The sequence below is a fragment of the Pseudomonas sp. GD03858 genome, assembly GCF_029840925.1.
Classification (GTDB): Bacteria; Pseudomonadota; Gammaproteobacteria; order Pseudomonadales; family Pseudomonadaceae; genus Aquipseudomonas.
The window spans coordinates 1-17,662 of record NZ_JAOCDM010000118.1; the positions used below are offsets into that span (position 1 = coordinate 1).

16 protein-coding genes are annotated in these 17,662 nt (G+C 65.9%); 7 read left to right on the top strand and 9 right to left on the bottom strand.

The genetic code is table 11. The features are described 5' to 3' along the window. From N5D48_RS22410 to N5D48_RS22435, 6 genes are all read right to left on the bottom strand, one after another. Positions 1-1,159 (bottom strand): aspartate/tyrosine/aromatic aminotransferase (locus N5D48_RS22410; RefSeq protein WP_279888079.1); only part of this gene is annotated, 1,159 nt, incomplete at its 3' end. Positions 1,160-1,290: 131 nt separating this feature from the next. Then, the gene (locus tag N5D48_RS22415) at positions 1,291-1,668 is read right to left on the bottom strand and encodes a response regulator (RefSeq protein ID WP_279888080.1); all 378 of its coding nucleotides are present in this window, start codon (positions 1,666-1,668) and stop codon (positions 1,291-1,293) included. A gap of 44 nt (positions 1,669-1,712) precedes the next feature. Next, positions 1,713-2,939 (bottom strand): hybrid sensor histidine kinase/response regulator, encoded by a 1,227-nt coding sequence (locus N5D48_RS22420; RefSeq protein ID WP_279888081.1) that lies wholly within the window; start codon positions 2,937-2,939, stop codon positions 1,713-1,715. Next, positions 2,933-3,508, bottom strand: a complete 576-nt coding sequence (locus N5D48_RS22425; RefSeq protein ID WP_279888083.1) for a chemotaxis protein CheB — start codon at positions 3,506-3,508, stop codon at positions 2,933-2,935. Before N5D48_RS22425 ends, N5D48_RS22420 begins: the two co-directional genes overlap by 7 nt. After that, a complete protein-coding gene (locus N5D48_RS22430) occupies positions 3,505-4,326 on the bottom strand; it encodes a protein-glutamate O-methyltransferase CheR (protein WP_279888084.1) in 822 nt (273 codons plus the stop codon). Before N5D48_RS22430 ends, N5D48_RS22425 begins: the two co-directional genes overlap by 4 nt. A 4-nt stretch (positions 4,327-4,330) precedes the next feature. Next, positions 4,331-7,798 carry a response regulator gene (locus N5D48_RS22435; RefSeq protein ID WP_279888085.1) on the bottom strand — a complete coding sequence of 1,156 codons (3,468 nt, stop codon included), beginning with the start codon at positions 7,796-7,798 and terminating at the stop codon, positions 4,331-4,333. A 255-nt stretch (positions 7,799-8,053) separates the two neighbouring features. Here N5D48_RS22435 and N5D48_RS22440 point away from each other — a divergent pair, with 255 nt between their 5' ends. From N5D48_RS22440 to N5D48_RS22450, 3 genes are all read left to right on the top strand, one after another. Then, the gene (locus N5D48_RS22440; RefSeq protein WP_279888086.1) at positions 8,054-8,404 is read left to right on the top strand and encodes a response regulator; all 351 of its coding nucleotides are present in this window, start codon (positions 8,054-8,056) and stop codon (positions 8,402-8,404) included. 109 nt (positions 8,405-8,513) lie between these two features. Next, complete coding sequence (locus N5D48_RS22445; protein ID WP_279888087.1) at positions 8,514-9,431, top strand: AEC family transporter; 918 nt, start codon at positions 8,514-8,516, stop codon at positions 9,429-9,431. A 48-nt stretch (positions 9,432-9,479) separates the two neighbouring features. Continuing rightward, the gene (locus tag N5D48_RS22450; protein WP_279888088.1) at positions 9,480-10,091 is read left to right on the top strand and encodes a cell wall hydrolase; all 612 of its coding nucleotides are present in this window, start codon (positions 9,480-9,482) and stop codon (positions 10,089-10,091) included. A 35-nt stretch (positions 10,092-10,126) separates the two neighbouring features. Here N5D48_RS22450 and N5D48_RS22455 read toward each other — a convergent pair whose 3' ends face one another. Next, positions 10,127-12,295 (bottom strand): TonB-dependent siderophore receptor, encoded by a 2,169-nt coding sequence (locus N5D48_RS22455; protein ID WP_279888089.1) that lies wholly within the window; start codon positions 12,293-12,295, stop codon positions 10,127-10,129. Positions 12,296-12,554: 259 nt separating this feature from the next. Between N5D48_RS22455 and N5D48_RS22460 the strand changes: the two genes are divergently transcribed. Then, positions 12,555-13,412: a CAP domain-containing protein gene (locus N5D48_RS22460; protein ID WP_279888090.1), complete on the top strand. Its 858-nt coding sequence runs from the start codon at positions 12,555-12,557 to the stop codon at positions 13,410-13,412. 26 nt (positions 13,413-13,438) lie between these two features. On the opposite strand, the gene N5D48_RS22465 is transcribed toward N5D48_RS22460, so the two are convergent. After that, complete coding sequence (locus N5D48_RS22465; RefSeq protein ID WP_279888091.1) at positions 13,439-14,440, bottom strand: helix-turn-helix domain-containing protein; 1,002 nt, start codon at positions 14,438-14,440, stop codon at positions 13,439-13,441. A gap of 98 nt (positions 14,441-14,538) precedes the next feature. Between N5D48_RS22465 and N5D48_RS22470 the strand changes: the two genes are divergently transcribed. Together N5D48_RS22470 and N5D48_RS22475 are read left to right on the top strand one after the other, a co-directional pair. Continuing rightward, positions 14,539-15,150, top strand: a complete 612-nt coding sequence (locus N5D48_RS22470; protein ID WP_279888093.1) for a LysE family translocator — start codon at positions 14,539-14,541, stop codon at positions 15,148-15,150. 59 nt (positions 15,151-15,209) lie between these two features. Further along, positions 15,210-15,539 carry a cupin domain-containing protein gene (locus N5D48_RS22475; protein ID WP_279888094.1) on the top strand — a complete coding sequence of 110 codons (330 nt, stop codon included), beginning with the start codon at positions 15,210-15,212 and terminating at the stop codon, positions 15,537-15,539. Here N5D48_RS22475 and N5D48_RS22480 read toward each other — a convergent pair. Next, on the bottom strand, positions 15,530-16,897 hold the full coding sequence (locus N5D48_RS22480) for an MATE family efflux transporter (protein WP_279888095.1): 1,368 nt from the start codon (positions 16,895-16,897) through the stop codon (positions 15,530-15,532). The two genes, N5D48_RS22475 and N5D48_RS22480, sit on opposite strands and share 10 nt — an antisense overlap. Positions 16,898-17,000: 103 nt before the next feature. Between N5D48_RS22480 and N5D48_RS22485 the strand changes: the two genes are divergently transcribed. Then, positions 17,001-17,594 (top strand): TetR/AcrR family transcriptional regulator, encoded by a 594-nt coding sequence (locus N5D48_RS22485; RefSeq protein WP_279888096.1) that lies wholly within the window; start codon positions 17,001-17,003, stop codon positions 17,592-17,594. Positions 17,595-17,662: the final 68 nt, after the last annotated feature.

Below are 17,662 nucleotides of genomic sequence, written 5' to 3' on the forward strand. Positions count from 1 at the left end.
GCAGGTTGGCCGGACGCAGCCCGGACATGCACACCCGGCCGCTGTCGATCAGGTACACGCCGAACTCGTCACGCAGGCGACGCACCTGCTCGACGCTGAAGCCGGTGTAGCTGAACATGCCGCGCTGGCGCAGGAAGAACTGGAAATCCTGGCCCGGCAGCAGCTCGCCGAGCAGGTCGACCAGACCCTGGCGCATGTCCAGGATACGCTTGCGCATCACTTCCACTTCCGCCGCCCACTGGGCATTGAGCGCGGCATCAGCCAGCACGCCGGCGACCAGCTGGGCGCCGAACGCAGGTGGGCTGGAGTAGTTGCGGCGCACGGTAGCCTTGAGCTGGCCGAGCACGCTGGAGGCGGTGGCGGCATCGTCGCAGACCACCGACAGCCCCCCTACCCGCTCGCCGTACAGCGAGAAGATCTTCGAGAACGAGTTGCTGACCAGGCACGGCACACCGGCACGGGCCATCTCGCGGATGGCGTAGGCGTCCTCCACCAGGCCTTCGCCAAAGCCCTGGTAGGCGATGTCGAGGAACGGAATCAACTGGCGCGCCTTGACCACCTCGATCACCTGCTGCCACTGGTTCTGGTCCAGGTCGACACCGGTGGGGTTGTGGCAGCACGGGTGCAGCAGCACGATGCTGTTCGCCGGCAGGGTCTGCAGGGTCGCCAGCATGCCGGCGAAGTCCACGCCACGGGTGGCATTGTCGAAGTACGGGTAGCTGTGCACCTTGAAGCCCGCGCCTTCGAAGATCGCCCGGTGGTTATCCCAGGTCGGGTTGCTGACCCAGACTTCGGCGCCGGCGAAGTAACGCTTGAGGAAGTCGGCGCCGACTTTCAGCGCGCCCGAGCCACCCACCGTCTGCACGGTGGCCACCCGGCCCTCGGTCACGGCCGAATGGTCGGCGCCGAACAGCAGCGCCTGAATGGCCTGACGATAGGCGGCCAGGCCCTCCATCGGCAGGTACAGCGAGGCTTCGTGAGGCTGGCCGGCCAGGCGTTTTTCCACTTCACCCACCGCCGCCAGTTGCGGCACCACCCCGGCTTCGTCGTAGTACAGGCCGATACTCAGGTTGACCTTGTCGGCACGAGGATCGGCCTTGAAGGTTTCCATCAACGAAAGGATCGGGTCGCCGGCGTAGGCATCGACATGTTTGAACACAGCGTGCAGCTCCTTGGAAATCAACTCGGTTCGCGGAAAGATCAGCCGAGGATACCCGCAGTGAGCCGCGAGGAACATCACCGAAGTGCAAGGAAGTCGATGCAACGCTGCATCGACCGCCGCACCCGCGGCTAGCGCAACAGCGCCTGGATCTCTTCGTGCAAGGTATCCAGGTCGAACGGCTTGGCCAGGATCGGCGCCCGCCGGGCGATCGGACTCCCGGATTCGAGGATTTCCGCAGGATAGCCGCTGATGAAGATCACTTTCAGGTCAGGCCGCAGTTTCACCGCCGGCTCGGCGATCTCCACCCCGGAAATCCCGCCCGGCAGGCGGAAATCGGTGACCATCAGGTCCAGGTGCGGCTTGCTGGCCAGAATGGCGAACGCCTGCTCGCCATCTTCGGCCACCAGCACGTGGTAGCCCTCGCCCGCCAGGTAGTCGCGCAGGATCATGCGAATCGCCGGTTCATCCTCGACGATCAATACCACATCTTGTGCATCTTCACTCATGACAACGCCTTCGAATTCAACCAGTTAGCCATCAGACCCCAAGGTTACGCAGAGGTTGCCCGCGCCTGATCGCTGGATTGCCGTACCACTGACAACGGCAGGTGGAGGGTGAACGTCGCACCCGCGCCCTCTTCGCTTTCGACCTGGATACGCCCACCATGGGCCAGCACGATCTGCTCGGAGATGTACAGCCCCAGCCCCAGCCCGCCGCTGGCCTGGTGCGCGGCCACACGCTCGAACTGCTGGAAGATCCGTCGCTGATTCTGCGCACTGATGCCAATGCCGTGGTCGCGCACCTGCACGCACGCCATGCCAGCATCCTCGAATACCCGTACCTGCACCGGCTTGCGCTCACCATAGCGCAAGGCGTTGGACAGCAGATTGGCCAGCACCTGCTCGATGCGAAACTCATCCCACTCGCCCTGCAACGCCTCGCAACACGCGAGGTCGATACGGGTATCCAGGGCGGCGGCCTGGGCGGCGAAGTTTTCCACCAGGCCTCGCGCCAATTGCCCAAGATCGAAAGCCTTGGGCCGGATCGACAACTTGCCGGTACGGATCCGCGACACATCGAGCATGTCCTCGACCAGGCGGATCAGGCTGTTGATCTGCCGTTCGTCACGCTCGACCATCGCCTTGAGCTTGTCTTCGCTGAAGGCCGCCAGGTTGCCCCGAGACAGATGCATGCGTCGCAGCTGGGTTTCGAGAATCAGACCGTTGAGCGGCGTACGCACCTCGTGGGAGACGATCGACATGAAGTCGTCGCGCATGCGTACCGCCCGCTCCAGCTCGCCCCGCGCCAGCTCCAGTTGCGCCAGCAACTGCGCCTGTTCCTCACGACCGCGCTCCAGCGCCTGCAACTGCCGGTCCAGCGCCTTGCGCTGGCGGAACAGGTCGACGAACACCGAGACCTTGCTCTTGACCGCCAGGGTGTCGAGCGGCTTGTGCAGAAAGTCCACGGCCCCGCTTTCATAGCCCTTGAAGGCGTAGTTCATCTCGCGCCCGGCGGCGCTGACGAAGACGATGGGAATGCTGCGGGTCTTTTCCGTGCCGCGCATCAGCTCGGCCAGCTCGAAGCCGTTCATGCCCGGCATCTGCACATCGAGAATGGCCAGGGCGAACTCATGCTCGAGCAACAGTGACAGCGCCTGCTCGGCGGACTGGGCCTGATGCACCTCGCGGTCCTCGCCCTGGATCAGGGCGTCCAGCGCCAGCAGGTTTTCCGGCAGGTCGTCGACGATCAGCAGTTTGGCGGTGATGTGACTTAGCATTCGCGGGGTTCCAGGGTAGCGAGCAACTGCCCGATACCGCTCAGAGAGAGGATATGGTCGGGCGCCTGCAGGGCCAGGGCGGCCTCCGGCATCAGCGCGACCTGTGCTTCGCGGGGATCCTGGACCACTGTCCGGCCACCGCTTTGTCTGATCCGTAACAGCCCTAGGGCGCCATCTTCGTTGGCGCCGGTGAGCAGCACGCCGAGCAGGCCGGGGCCATAGGCATCGGCCGCCGACTCGAAGAGAAAATCGATCGCCGGTCGCGAGAAGTGCACCGGCGCCTCCTGGCTGAGCGACAGGGTGAAATCGCGCTCCACCGACAGGTGGTAGCCGGGCCCCGCCACATAGATCAGGCCCGGCTCGATCCGCGCCTTGTCGAGCGCCTCGCGCACCGGGCGATGCAGGCGCCTTTGCAGGACCTCGGCCAGCTGGCTGTGACGATCGTCCGGCAGGTGCAGCACGCACAGCACCGGGATCGCGAAGCTGGCCGGCAGCGCGCCCAGCACGGCGAACAGCGCCGCAACGCCGCCCGCCGAGGCGCCGATGACGATCGCGCGCACGCCGTTCATACCTTGCGGTAGATCCGCTCGGGCCGCACCAGCGGCTCGAAGCGCTCGCCGTAGGCCGAGAAGTCCACCGATTCCTTGCTGCCCAGTACCAGGAAGCCACGATGGCACAGGGACTCGTGGAACAGCCCGAGGGCACGGTCCTGCAGGTCCTTGTTGAAATAGATCAGCACGTTGCGGCACGACACCAGCTGCGTCTCGGAAAACACGCTGTCGGTGGCCAGGCTATGGTCGGCGAACGTCACGTTCTCGCGCAGGCTGCCGTCCATGATGGCGTTGCCATAGGCGGCGGTGTAGTACTCGGCGAAGTCCCGGCGCCCGCCGGCCTTGCGGTAGTTTTCTTCGTACTCGCGCATGCTCTGCATCGAATAGATGCCCTGCTTGGCCTTCTCCAGCGAATGGGGGTTGATGTCGGTGGCATAGACGATGGTGCGCTCCAGCAAGCCCTCCTCGCGGAGCAGGATGGCCATGGAATACACCTCCTCGCCCGTGCTGCAGCCGGCGATCCAGATCTTGATCGACGGCCAGGTGCGCAGCAGCGGCACCACCTCGTTGCGCAAGGCCAGGAAATGCCCCGGATCGCGGAACATCTCGCTGACCGGGATCGTCAGGTACTGCAGCAGCTCGAGGAACATGCCTGGGTCGTGCAGCACCCGCTCCTGCAGCGCCGACACGGTGCGGCAGTCGAACTGGCGCAGGGCATGAAGGATCCGGCGCTTCATCGAGGCGCCGGAGTAGTCGCGAAAATCGTAGCTGTACTTGAGGTAGATCGCCTCGATCAGCAGTCGGATCTCGATATCGGTGTTGCGTTCACTGGTCAAGATTTCAGATTCGCTCCAATTGCGGCAGCCAGACGCGGATCAGCGAGAACAAGCGGTCCAGGTCGATCGGCTTGGCCAGGTAGTCGTTGGCGCCGGCCTGCAGGCAGCGCTGCTGGTCGTCCTTCATCGCCTTGGCGGTCACCGCGATGATCGGCAGCTTGCGCCAGCGTGGCTGTTGGCGGATCAGCCGGGTAGCCTCGTAGCCATCCATCTCCGGCATCATCACGTCCATCAGCACCAGGTCGATGTCGTCGTTGGCCTCCAGGCACTCGATGGCCTCGCGTCCGTTGCGGCCGATCTCGACGATCGCGCCCTTGTGCTCCAGGGCGCTGGTCAGGGCGAAGATGTTGCGCACATCGTCGTCCACCAGCAGGATCCGGCGCCCCTCGAACACCTTGTCGCGGCTGCGCGCGGTCTTGAGCATGCGCTGGCGCTCGTTGGACAGCTGCGACTCGACCTTGTGCAGGAACAGCGTCACTTCGTCGAGCAGGCGCTCGGGCGAGCGCGCGCCCTTGATGATGATCGAGCGCGAGTACTTGAGCAGGTCGGCCTCTTCCTCGCGGGTCAGGTTGCGTCCGGTGTAGACGATCACCGGCGGGAAGCTGCGGATGTCCTCGGCGGTCATGCGCTTGAGCAGCTCGTTGCCGAGCATGTCGGGCAGCTTGAGGTCGATGATCATGCAGTCGTAGATGTTCTCGCGCAGCAACGCCAGGGCCTCCTGGGCCATGGCCACGGCGGTGATCTCGATGTCGTCGTCGCCGATCAGCCGGGCGATGCTCTCGCGCTGCAGGTCGTCGTCCTCCACCAGCAGGATCTTCTTGAGCTTCTGCGTGAGCTTGGCCTCAAGGCGACCGAACACCGCCTTGAGCTCCTCGCGGCTGGTGGGCTTGACCGCGTAGCCGACGGCGCCCATGTGCATGGCCGCCTCGACGCGATCCTCCACCGAGATGATATGCACCGGGATATGACGGGTGCCGGCCTGTTCCTTCAGACGCTGCAGCACGGTCAACCCGGAATGGTCGGGCAGGCGCATGTCCAGCAGGATGGCGTCCGGCAAGTAGCGGGCGGCCAGTTCGAAGCCTTCGTCGGCGGCGTGGGCGACCAGGCAGCTGTAGCCCAGTTCATGGGCCAGGTCGTAGAGGATGCGGGCGAAATTCGGTTCGTCCTCGACCACCAGAATGCAGCGATTGGCGAACGGTGCTCGCTCGCGATCGTCGGCAAAGACCGGGGTCGGGCGCTCGGGCCGCGTCGGTGCGGGCACCTGGGGCGCGGGAGGCAGCTCGTCGACCGTCGGGCGCAGGCTGTGGACTTCCGGTTGCTGCGCCGAAGGCTCGAAGCGCTCAGGCAGGATCAGGCTGAACACGCTGCCTTGGCCCGGGCTGCTGTCGACGCTGATCTGGCCGCCGAGCAGGTGTGCCAGGTCGCGGGAGATCGACAGCCCAAGGCCTGTGCCGCCGTAGCGGCGATTGCTGGTGCCGTCGACCTGGTGGAAGGCGCCGAAGATCGCCTGCTGCTGGTCGGCGGCGATGCCGATGCCGGTGTCACGCACCGCGAAGACCAGGCCCATGCCGGTCTGGTAGCTGATGCGCAGACTGACCTGGCCACGTTCGGTGAACTTGATGGCGTTGGACAGCAGGTTCTTGAGGATCTGCTCCAGCCGCTGGCGGTCGGTGAACAAGCTCGCCGGCAACGGTTGTTCGAGCTGCACTTCGAAGTTCAGGCCCTTGTCCCGCGCCAGCGGCTGGAACATGGCCTGCAGGCCGTCGACCAGGCGCTCCAGCGGCGTGGTCTCGGCGCGCACTTCAAGCTTGCCGGCCTCGACCTTGGCGATATCGAGGATGTCGTTGATCAGATTGAGCAGGTCGTTGCCGGCCGAATAGATCGACTCGGCGAACTTGACCTGCTCCTGGCTGAGGTTGCCCTCGCCGTTCTCGGCCAGCAGCTTGGCCAGGATCAGCGAGCTGTTGAGCGGCGTGCGCAGCTCATGGGACATGTTGGCGAGGAATTCGGACTTGTACTTGCTCGAGCGCTGCAGGTCGTCGGCGCGGGCCTGCAGCTCCAGTTGCGCCTGGTTGAGTTCGCCGTTCTTGCGGTCCAGGGCCTCGGTGCGCTCGGCCAGCTGCTCGTTGGTCTGCTCGAGTTCGGCCTGCTGGGTCTCCAGGTGCGCCTGGGACTCCTTGAGCACGCGCGACTGCTCTTCGAGCTCTTCGTTGGCGGTCTTGAGTTCCTCTTGCTGGACCTGCAGCTCCTCGTTCAGTTGCTGGGTCTCGGCCAGCACCTCCTGGAGTCGCTGACGGTAGCGAGCGCTTTCGATGGAGATGCCGACGTTTTCCGCGACCCGTTCCAGCAGTTCGCTGTCGCGCGCCTGCAATGGGCGCAGGAAGCCCAGTTCGAGCACGCCATTGATGCGCCCGTCGTCCCTGGCCGGCATCAGCAGGCCGCTACGCGGCAAGCCGCTGCCCAGGCCCGAGCTGAGGCGATAGTAGTCCTCGGGCAGGTTATCCAGGCTCAGCAGCCGGCCCTGCATCACGGCCTGGCCGAGCAGGCTGCCATGGTCGCCCAGGCGCGGATCGCGCCCTTGTTGCTCGGCATCGAGGCCATAGCACGCCACGCGCACCAGGTTGCCATGTTCGTCACGCACGTACAGCGCGCCAACCACGCTGCCGAGATAACCGGCGAAGAAACGCAGGATATTGTCGCCCAGCATCGGCAGGGTGAGCTGGCCCAGCACCTGCTCGGCCAGCTGGGTCTGCCCGGCTCGCAGCCAGGCCTGGTGTTCCAGGCGCTCGGCACTGCGCTGCTGGGCCTGCAGGTTGTCGACGTAGCTGCTGGACAGCGCCAGCAGGTCACGGCGTCCCAGGTACGCGAGCAAGCCACTCAGGGCGATGATGAACAGCACGAAGGCGCTGATCGCCGTCACCGTGACGCTGCTGACCTTTTCATTGCGCGCCATGCGCAGTTGCTGCTCGGTGGCGACGAAGCCGTCGAACTCCCTGCGAATTTCGTCGGTGATGCGCTTGCCCCGGCCATTGCCGATCGGCATCTGGTAGTCGCCCTTGCCGCGGCGCAGGTTGATCATCTCGCCGGCGAAATCGTTCCAGGCCCGCTGCAACGCCACCAGGCGGTCGATGCGATCGACCTGCTGGGGGTTGTCCTCGACCATGCCGCGCAGGCTGTCGAGGCTGCTGAAAATTCGCGGCTTGGCCACCTCGTAGGGGTCGAGGAAGCGCTCGTCGCCGGTGATCAGGAAGCCGCGCATGCCGGTTTCCATGTCGATCGACAGCTTGACCGTCTCGTTGGCGTTGCCGATCACCCGGTCGGTGTGTTCGACCCACTGCATGGCCGAGAGCAGGTAGTTGATCACCGCGACGAACGCCACGGCCCCCAGGAGCCCCACGCCCAGGGGCAGGCCGACGTTGCGGCTGAGCAGCTTGCGAAAGCTGCGTTGGTCCATCGAGGCTGCTTGAATCATCTGGAAGATGCCCGAGTGAAAAAGTCCATTGAACAGCATGGCTGCCACATCGTGTGTGAATTGCCCTGCGCCATGCCGACCGGGAAATACAGCGAGTCTAACCAGCTTTGGCCGATCTGGCAGGGCATTTAGCCAGTATTTGAAGGCGCTGTGCGCCAATCGTTCCATCTATTTGCCCAGGCCGTTAAGCTGGGGAACTTCTGCCACCGCCTCGGGCACAGAGTAGAGACACTCCACCGAAACAGGACCCGCGCCATGCACCTTCTGGTAGTCGAAGACGACGACATCGTACGCATGCTGATAGTCGAAGTGCTCGACGAACTGGGCTACACCGCCATCGAGGCGGACAGTGCCAGTGCAGCCCTGAAGATCCTCGAAGATCCCGACCAGCCCCTGGCCTTGCTGATGACCGATGTCGGCTTGCCCGACATGCGCGGCGAAGCGCTGGCCGCCAGGGCCCGCGAGGTCCGGCCGACATTGCCGGTGCTGTTCGCCAGTGGTTACGCCGAGAACTTCGAAGTGCCTGAGGGCATGCACCTGATCGGCAAGCCGTTCAGCATCGAGCAGTTGCGCAAAAAGGTGATCGAGATGCTCGCCACGCAGTGACCGCTCCCCAACCGTGAAGTTTTCCTCAACACTCACTGCAGAAAACAACGTTTTTTTCTGTTGATCGCCCCCCTTACCCTGTGCCGGTACCCGACCACGGAACCGGCCCATGCTCGCTCTGCTGCTGACCACCCTCGTCCCGATCATCCTGCTCATTGCCCTGGGCGCCTGGCTGCGCGTGCGAGGGTTTCTCGCCGAAAGCTTCTGGCCCGGCGCCGAGCGCCTGAGCTACTACGTGCTGCTGCCGTCGTTGTTTCTCCATGGCCTGGCCACCGCCAACCTGGATGGCGTGCCTGTGCTGGGCATGGTTGGCGTGTTGATGCTCTCCACCCTGCTCGGCGCCCTGCTGCTGGTTTTCTACCAGGGGCTCGCCAGCCACGACGGCGCCGACTTCACCTCAGTGTTCCAGGGCGGGGTGCGCTTCAACAACTACATCGGCGCCACCCTCGCCGCCGGCATCTACGGCAGTGCCGGGATTGCCCTGGCCGCCGTGGCCAACGCGGCCATCGTGCCGCTGGTGAACCTGCTCTGCGTGCTGGTATTCGCCCGCTTCAGCGCGCGCCACAGCCCCCCGGCCAGCGTGCTCAAGGCGATCTTCGCCAACCCACTGATCGTCGGCTGTGCCGGCGGCCTGCTGCTGCGGGTGAGCGGCCTTGGCCTGCCGGCGGGGTTGGAGCCGACGGTCAAGGCGCTGGGCCAGGCCGCGCTGCCGCTGGGCTTGCTCTGCGTGGGCGCGGCGCTCGGCGGCGCGCGCCTCGGCCAGCAGGTAAAGCCCTTGCTGGCGGCATCGCTGTTCAAGTTCCTGGTAATGCCCCTCACCACCTGGGGCCTGTGCCGGCTGCTCGGGCTCGGGGGCCAGGCCGCGGTGGTGGCGGTGCTGTTCCAGGCCCTGCCCACGGCGTCGTCATCCTATGTCATGGCCCGGCAGATGGGCGGCAACGCGCCGCTGATGGCGACCATCATCGCCCTGCAGACCGTCGCTGCCGCCGCCACCCTGCCGCTGATGCTGACCTTGACGCTGAGTTGACGCGACACGGCTAGACTGTGGGCAAGCCACCCCCGCGGAAATCTCGACATGCGCCTCGCCTGGATGATGTTCGGTCTGTCCCTGACCCTGTTCGCTGGCCCGCTCCTCGCCGCCGACAGCCAGAAGGCCGCGGTTGCCGAAGACAAGGCCCAGGCCCTCGAGGAAAAGGTCGTCGAAGATGCGCCACCACCGAAAAAGGCGGAAACCCTGACGCCCAGCGAAGCCCAGGCGGTGGACCCCGCAGGCCAGGCGCCCATGGACGACAGCATCACCTGTCTGGCGCGCACCCTCTACTGGGAAGCCAAGGGCGCCGATGCCCAGGACATGAGCGCCGTGGCCAGCGTGGTGCTCAATCGCCTCGGCCATGAGGGCTTCCCGGACAGCATCTGCGGGGTGGTCAAGCAGGGTGTGGAGAACAAGAGCTGCCAGTTCTCCTGGTGGTGCGACGGGCGCTCCGACCAGGTGGAGGAAGCCGAACGCTATGCGGTGGCCAAGGAGATCGCGCGCAAGGCGCTGAACCAGCAACTCAAGGATGCCACCGGCGGCGCGCTCTACTTCCACGACCGCAACGTGCATCCCGACTGGGCCAAGGCCTATCGCAAGACGGCCGAGACCACGCATTTCCTGTTCTACAAGCCGAACCAGGCGCTGGCTCGGTAGCGCCACCGCAGAGCACGCCTTCAAAGCACTACGGCTCAGAAATCGATCGATCCCGAGAACTTCACCAACCGTGGATCGCCCTGGGTCAGGTAGCCGCCGTTGGCCGACGCCCAGTAGTTCTTGTCGGTCAGGTTCTCCACGTTCACCCGCAGTGTCACGTCCTTCTCCTGCACCTTGAACCGATATCGCGCGCCCACGTCGAAGCGGTTCCAGGTCGGCAGGCTCAGGGTGTTGGCCGGGTTGGCGTACTGCCCCCCGGTGCGCAGCATGCGCGCGTTGAGCGCGACACCCTCGAGCCCCGGCACGTCCCAGTCGACGCTGGCGTTGAGCTGGAAGGTCGGCACGCCCACGGCATGGTTGCCATCGGCCGTGCCGCCCTGGGTGTTCTTCAGCTCGGTGTCCATGCGCGTCCCCCCGGCCATCAGGCGCAGGCCGCGCAGCGGCTCGCCGAACACGCTGAGCTCGATGCCCTTGTTGACCTGCTCGCCGTCCTGGACGAACACATTGCCCTCGACGAAGCCGTCGGTGGGCCGTTCGATACGGAATACCGCCAGGTTGCCACCGAAGCGCTGGTAGTCGAGCTTCACCCCCGCCTCGATCTGCTTGGTCTTGGCCGGCGGGAACACCTCTCCGACGTTGATCACCTGGCCCGAGGCCGTGGCGCCCTGGGCCAGGCCCTCGATGCGGTTGGCGTACAGCGAAACCGACGGATTGAGCTTGTAGACGATGCCGTACACCGGGGTGGTGACGGACTCGTCATAGAACGCGTTGCGCCCCAGGTCCGCCCCCGGGCCATCATAGGCATAGCCTTCGACCCGCAGTTGCTGGCGCCGCACGCCCACCGTGAGCAGCAAGGTGTCGTCGAACAGCCCCACCGTGTCGGACAGCGCGATACTGCGGTTGCGGGTCTTGCCGGTGACCCCCGGATCATCCAGCTTGCCACCGACGAAGGTCGGCGTGGTCGGCTTGGGCAACGGGTCGGTGCGATAGATGTTGGTGGCTTGCGAGTTGTAGAAGACGAAAGCATTTTCCTGCTGGGTCCAGATGCTCGCCGCGCCGATGTTCAGCTGGTGGCTCACAGGCCCTGTCTGCAGGCGGCCGTTGATGCCAGCCATGAAGGTGGTGTTGTCCTCGTTGTGGGGAATCTTCGAGCCACCGATGGTGGCCGCGCCGGTGGCGGCATTGGTGAGGATCGGCGTGCCGTAGAAGCCGTTCTCGTGGGTGTGCTTGATGCCGCCGGCCAGGTAGCCGCTCCAGTTGTCGTTGAAGTCATAGTCACCACGAACCATGCCGAAGGTGTCCTCGGTCTCGGTCCAGGCCCAGTCCTGGCCATAGTTGTGGTCGGCGTCCGGCGCGCGCGGGATGTCGGTCAGCCCGGCCCCCAGGCGCACCGAGTTGCGCAGGTGGTTGACCCGCTGCTTCTGGTAGCCGAAATCACCGGACAGGCGAAAGTCGTCGCCACGATAGTCGAGCCCGGCGACGAACAGCTTGCTGCGCTGGTCCTGATCGTCCACCGCCGTTTCGCCCTCGCGCTGGGACAGGTTCAGGCGCGCGCCGAAACGGTTGTCCTCGCCGAAGCGCTGACCGATGTCCAGGTGCTCGCCAATGCGCCCGTCGCTGCTGATGTCCTGGGTATAGCGGCGGGTCGGCGTGTCGCCGGCGCGCTTGGGCTGCAGGTTGACGTTGCCGCCCAGGCCCGTGCCGGTGGGGCTGGCGCCGTTGAGGAAGGCATTGGGCCCCTTGAATACCTCGACCCGCTCCACCGCGTCGGTGGAGATCATCTGCCGTGGCAGCACGCCGTACAGGCCATTGAACGCGACATCGTCGCCATTGAGCGGCAGGCCCCGGATGACGAAGACCTGGGACTGGTTGCCGAAGCCGAACGACTGACGCACCGACGGGTCGTTGAGCAGCACGTCGCCGACATCTTCTGCTTGCTGATCCTGGATCAGCTGCGCGGTATAGCTGGTCATGGTGAACGGCACGTCCATCATGTCCTGGTTGCCCAGCACGCCCATCTGCCCACCCCGGGCCACCTGGCCGCCCGCATAGGCCTCGGGCAACTCGCCGCGCGGCGCCTTGGCCGCTTCGGCGTTGATGGCGGTGGCATCCAGCTCGATGGGGCCATCGGCACCGTGAGCGGTGACAGCGACGGAACAGCACAAGGCCAGCAGGGTCGATTGATACGGACAGGTACGCGCCATGAAAGGCTCCTGGTTGATGGAGGGGAGCCTTCCTGGCAGATGAGAAACATAGGGTTATCGAGTAGTGTTTCTAGCCGATATTGCGAATTATTACCAAACAATCGCACTTTCCCGCCGACCAGCGGTCTACCCCCTCTTATGCCGCCAGCAACCGATTGCCGACATTTCTATTGCACAGCACATCGCCGGGCCAAAAGCCGTGCGCTTGTGTAGGATGAGCAGCGCAGATCCAGACGCTGCCAGTTACAGGGAGATCCACATGCGCGTCCCATCCGTTGCCTGCCTCTTCGGCCTGTCGCTGGGCCTGCTCGCCTCGACCAGCGCCCTGGCCATCACCGGTGAAGAGGCGCAACTGATCGATACGATCAACGCTTACCGCAGCCAGGCACAGCGCTGCGGTGGCGAAGCCTCGCTGGAGCTGCCACCGCTCAACAGCGATACCCGCCTGGCCCTGTCGCCCGAAGGCACCCGCGACCTGCAACAGGCCATGACTCGCGCCGCCTACCCCATGGTCAATGTCCAGGCCATCAGCCTGTCCGGGCCACGGGATGCCAAGGCGGCGATGAACGCCATCGCAGAGAGTTTCTGCCAGGTAGTGCTCGACCCGCAGTTCGTCGATATCGGCGTCAGCCAGGAAGGCCGCGACTGGCGCATCGTCCTGGCCCGGCCATTGCTGAGCGGACGCCTGGGTGACTGGCAGGCCGAGGGGCAGAAACTGCTGCAGGAGGTCAACGCCGCGCGCAAGGTCCCCCGCCAATGCGGCGGCCAGCCCTTCCCCGCCGCCCAGGCACTGAGCTGGAACGCGACCCTGGCCGGCGTAGCCGCCAACCACACGCGGGCCATGGCCAACCAGAACTTCTTCGACCATATCGACCGCGACGGCCGCACCCCGGGCGATCGGGCGGAGCTGGCCGGCTACCTGTACCGGCAGATCGGCGAGAACATCGCCGCCGGACGCGACACCGCGCGCAAGGTGGTCGATGGCTGGCTGGCAAGCCCCGGGCACTGCGCCACGCTGATGAACCCGGACTTCCGTGAGCTGGGCGCGGCCTATGCCGTGGATCCGAAGAGCGACGCCGGGATCTACTGGACGGGGCTGTTCGGCACACCACAGTGAGCCCGCATCGCCAGAGACACCACGTGTCAGCCGGTGGCAGCGGGCTTGCCCCGCGATGAGACCGACTCGGACCTGCGCAAAGCCATCGCCGTGCAGCCAAAGCGCCGTCGCACCCATTTGCCCAGCTGGCTGGCGTCCGCCATGCCCACTTCATCGGCGATCTGCGCCAGGCTGTGACTGGAGTTGAGCAAGCGCCAGCGTGCCTGCTGCAAGCGCAGCTCCAACCACCAGGCCTTGGCGCTCATGCCATGGCAAGCCTGGAACTGGCGGTCCAGCTGCCGTCGGCTGATGCCCAGCTCCGCCGCCAGCGCTTCGACAGGCAGCCTCGACGCCAGGTGATGACGCATCAGCGCCATGGCCCGTTGCAGCTGCCGTCCCCCAGTGGCCTCGATCTCCAGCGAGCGCAAGGCGTGGCGACTGTCGCGGCTTTCGTCCACCAGCATGTCGGCCAGGCCCTTGAGCGCCCGGGCACGGCCACTGGCGCGGGCGATCAGTTCCACCGCCAGGTCGATGGCCGCGGTGCCGCCAGCACAGGTGACACGGGCACCGTCGAAGCAATAGAGCTGCCCGGTCAGCAGGCGCACGCGGGGAAAGGCTACCCGGAACTCGGCCTCATGGCGCCAGTGCAGCACCACCTTGTGGCCATCCAGCAAACCGCAGGCGGCCAGCAGGAACGCCGCGTTGTCGACGCATACCAGCTTCAACCCGGCCTTTGCCGCCTGCTTGAGCATTGCCTTGTAGCGTGGCGCCAGGGCCGCCGTGGCACTGGCATTGCGCCCGCCGAACAGCACCAGGTAGTCGTGTTCGCGCCAATCCACCTGGTCGTGGGCAACCTCGACCTGCACGACGGCGCCACTGCTCGACGCCACAGGCTGCAGATCCAGGCCCATTACCGTCCAGCGGCAGTAGCGCTGGCGACTGTAGTCCTCGTCATCCGCGGAGAAACGCAGCTTGTCGAGAAAGGCGCCAAAGGGCAGCAAGGCGAACTCTGGCAGCGGCAGAATCAGCAGGCGCAGGTCGGGCGTCATGAAGGTGTCCAGATATGACCATTAAATGTCCTAATACTACCCTTTAAATCCTCCGCCCTGTCCTACACTGGCGCCCTGAACCATCACTAGGCATCACCATGGCACTCGACACCTGGCTTCTCTACTTGCTCGCCAGCATCGGCCTGTCGCTGACCCCCGGTCCGAACAGCCTGCTGGCCCTGACCCACGGCGCGCTGTACGGTGCCCGGCGCACACTGTTCACCATCCTCGGTGGCGTACTGGGCTTCGGCACCTTGATCGCCCTGGCGATGTTCGGCCTGAGCGCGCTGCTGCAGACCTCGGCCTCGCTGCTGACCGTGCTCAAGTGGCTGGGAGGCGCCTATCTGCTGTGGCTGGGCATCCAGCTCTGGCGCACCCCGGCGCTGCAACTGGAACAGACCCGGGGCAGCGCCCGGCTGAGCAACGCCGGACTGTTCCGCCAGGGCTGTCTGTCGGCGCTGGCCAACCCCAAGGTGCTGTTGTTCTACGGCGCCTTCCTGCCCCAGTTCATCGACCCGCAACGCGGCTTGCCGGTGCAGTTCGTGGTGATGGCGGTGACCTTCGTCAGCGTCGAGTTTCTCGTCGAGTACCTGTTGGCGCGCCTGGCGTTTCGCATCCGCCCATGGCTGGCCAAGGGGGGCCGGGGTTTCAACCGCTGCTGCGGGAGTCTGTTCGCCTTGATCGGCGTGGCGTTGCCGTTGGGACGCTGAGCAAGCCAAAGGGCGAATACGTCCTACACTCATACCGCCTTCGCCGATGAGAGTCGCCCATGCCCGCCAATCTGTTCGCGGCCCTGCCGCCACTGGCGCCCGATGCCGAGGAGCAGTTCACCGACCTGCTTCGTCGCCCAGGCCTGCGCATCGAGCGCATCGTCTCCAGCGGCCAGGCCAGCCCACCGGGGTTCTGGTACGACCAGACCGAAGGCGAATGGGTGGTGGTGCTCAGTGGCAGTGCCGGGCTGCGCCTGGAGCACGAGCCGCAAACCCGCGTGCTGCACCCCGGCGACCACCTGGACATCCCACCCGGTTGCCGCCACCGGGTCGAGTGGACCGAGGCCGGCGTGGCCACGGTGTGGCTGGCAGTGTTCTATCAGGCCTGAACCAGTGCCGCCGTGGCGGGCATCGCCTGCAACCGATAGAACCGCCACGGCAGCATCACCGCCGCCACGGCCAGGCCACAGGCGAAGCCCACCCAAACGCCGACCGCGCCCAGCGAGGAGTGGAAAGCCAGCCAGTAGCTCAGCGGCAGTGCCAGCAGCCAGTAGCTGACCAGGGTCACCCCCACCGGCCAGCGGTAGTCCTGCAACCCGCGTAGCGCCCCCAGCGCGGTGGACTGCAGGCCGTCGGCCACCTGCATGGCCGCGACCACCACGAACATCGGCACGGCGATGGCGATCACCTGCGGGTCGTCGCTCATGGCCTCGGCGATGGAGCGGCCGAACAGCGCCAGCAGCACGGTGGCCACCAGCATCCAGGCGGTGACGCTGGCAAAGGTGGCGCTGCCGATGGCGCGGATGCGTGTCGTCTCGCCGCGACCCTGGGCCTGGCTGATGCGGATGCTTACCGCCGCGGCCATGCCCAAGGGCAGCATGTACAGCAGCGCGCCGATCGACTGCACCACCTGGTTGGCGGCCAGCGCCGCGTTGCCCAGCCAGCCGAGCATCCAGGCCGCGATCACCACTGCGCCCGCCTCGGCCAGGTAGCCCAGCCCCAGCGGCCAACCCTCGCCCAGCAACGTGCGCCAGGCCAAGCGCGGCCCGCGCGGGGCCTGGCGATAGCGCGCCAGCGACGGCGCCAGGCGCCAGTAGAGCAGCGCCAGCAGCACGGCCAGCGACTCGGCGATCACCCCGGCGATGCCGGCGCCCACCAGGCCCAGCGCCGGCAGGCCGAAGTGCCCATGGATCAGGCCATAGCTCAGCGGAATATTGAACAGCACCGCGCTCATCACCAGCAGCACGCCCGTCCACGGCCTACCGATGGCCTCAAGCACATCCTTGAACACCACGGCCAGGCAGTACGGGATCAGGAAGACCGCCATCGCCTGCCAGTACGGTGTCAGCAGCGCCACGTCCGGCAGCGGCACGCCCAGCCATTGCACCACGTGCAGGCTGGCGAGCATCGCCAGGCAACCGAGGACGCCGACCAGCAGGCCGTAGCCCAGCCCGGCGCGCAGCGTGCGCGCCACGGCACCGGGGTCGTCGGCGCCGTAGGCATGGCCGACGCGCACACTGAGGGTGGCGAGCATGCCGTACAGCCCGGCATGGAAGATCAGCCCAGCGCTGCTGGTCAGCGCGACACAGGCCAGCACTACGGTGCCCAGCGAAGCCAGCAGCACGGTGTCGGTCAGGCTGATCAGCTCGGCCGCCGACAGGCCCAGCACCAGCGGTAGCGCCAGGCGCAACAGGCCCGGCAGCTCACCCAGCCAGGCAACGTTCTTGCGTGAAACGAGGGCAGTCACGGTCGTAACCTCCAATTAGCATACGCCGCGTATGCTAATGCTATTTATTGACATACGCAACGTATGCTAACTTGCAGCCATCGCTTTTTACCCGGAGCCCTCCATGCCCACCCCTCGCCGCAGTCGCGCCGCCATGAGCGCGGACACCACCGAACGGCTGATCGCCGTCGCCCGTCGCCAGTTCGCCGAAAAGGGCTTTGCCGCCGTGGTGATGGACGAGCTGTGCGCCGAAGCCGACCTTACCCGTGGCGCCCTGCACCACCACTTCGGCGGCAAGGCCGGGCTGTTCACCGCCGTGGTGGAGCACCTGCTCGACGAGATCAACCAGGCGATCGACGCCCGCTACGCCACCCACGACGACCCGTGGGAAGGTTATATCGACACCTGCCTGTACTACTACGACCTGCTGCACGAGCCAGCCCTGCGCCGCATCCTGCTGCAGGACGCTCCCGGGGTGCTCGGCCCGCGCCTGCGCGAACTGGAAGAGGCCAGCTACATCGGCCCCATGGCCCAGGGGCTGGAGGAGTTGCAGCAAGCCGGCAGGCTGCGCGCCTTCGACCCCGTGGCCATGGCGCACCTGATCAACGGCGCGATGGGCGACAGCGGCATGTGGGTGATCGCCCAGGACGATCCGCAGGCGGCGGCGGAGCGGGTGAAGGGGGCGTTGCGCTGCCTGATGGAGGGGTTGCAGGCCTGAGTGCTTACTCATCACTACATGGGTGGCGCCGGCCTGTAGGAGCGGCCTTGCGTCGCGAAAGGGCCGCG

Coding starts and splice junctions, on each gene's coding strand:
- N5D48_RS22485 (WP_279888096.1), top strand. CDS start 17,001: ATGCCCACCCCTCGCCGCAGTCGCGCCGCCATGAGCGCGGACACCACC.
- N5D48_RS22440 (WP_279888086.1), top strand. CDS start 8,054: ATGCACCTTCTGGTAGTCGAAGACGACGACATCGTACGCATGCTGATA.
- N5D48_RS22465 (WP_279888091.1), bottom strand. CDS start 14,440: ATGACGCCCGACCTGCGCCTGCTGATTCTGCCGCTGCCAGAGTTCGCC.
- N5D48_RS22460 (WP_279888090.1), top strand. CDS start 12,555: ATGCGCGTCCCATCCGTTGCCTGCCTCTTCGGCCTGTCGCTGGGCCTG.
- N5D48_RS22475 (WP_279888094.1), top strand. CDS start 15,210: ATGCCCGCCAATCTGTTCGCGGCCCTGCCGCCACTGGCGCCCGATGCC.
- N5D48_RS22470 (WP_279888093.1), top strand. CDS start 14,539: ATGGCACTCGACACCTGGCTTCTCTACTTGCTCGCCAGCATCGGCCTG.
- N5D48_RS22415 (WP_279888080.1), bottom strand. CDS start 1,668: ATGAGTGAAGATGCACAAGATGTGGTATTGATCGTCGAGGATGAACCG.
- N5D48_RS22445 (WP_279888087.1), top strand. CDS start 8,514: ATGCTCGCTCTGCTGCTGACCACCCTCGTCCCGATCATCCTGCTCATT.
- N5D48_RS22435 (WP_279888085.1), bottom strand. CDS start 7,798: ATGATTCAAGCAGCCTCGATGGACCAACGCAGCTTTCGCAAGCTGCTC.
- N5D48_RS22455 (WP_279888089.1), bottom strand. CDS start 12,295: ATGGCGCGTACCTGTCCGTATCAATCGACCCTGCTGGCCTTGTGCTGT.
- N5D48_RS22450 (WP_279888088.1), top strand. CDS start 9,480: ATGCGCCTCGCCTGGATGATGTTCGGTCTGTCCCTGACCCTGTTCGCT.
- N5D48_RS22425 (WP_279888083.1), bottom strand. CDS start 3,508: ATGAACGGCGTGCGCGCGATCGTCATCGGCGCCTCGGCGGGCGGCGTT.
- N5D48_RS22420 (WP_279888081.1), bottom strand. CDS start 2,939: ATGCTAAGTCACATCACCGCCAAACTGCTGATCGTCGACGACCTGCCG.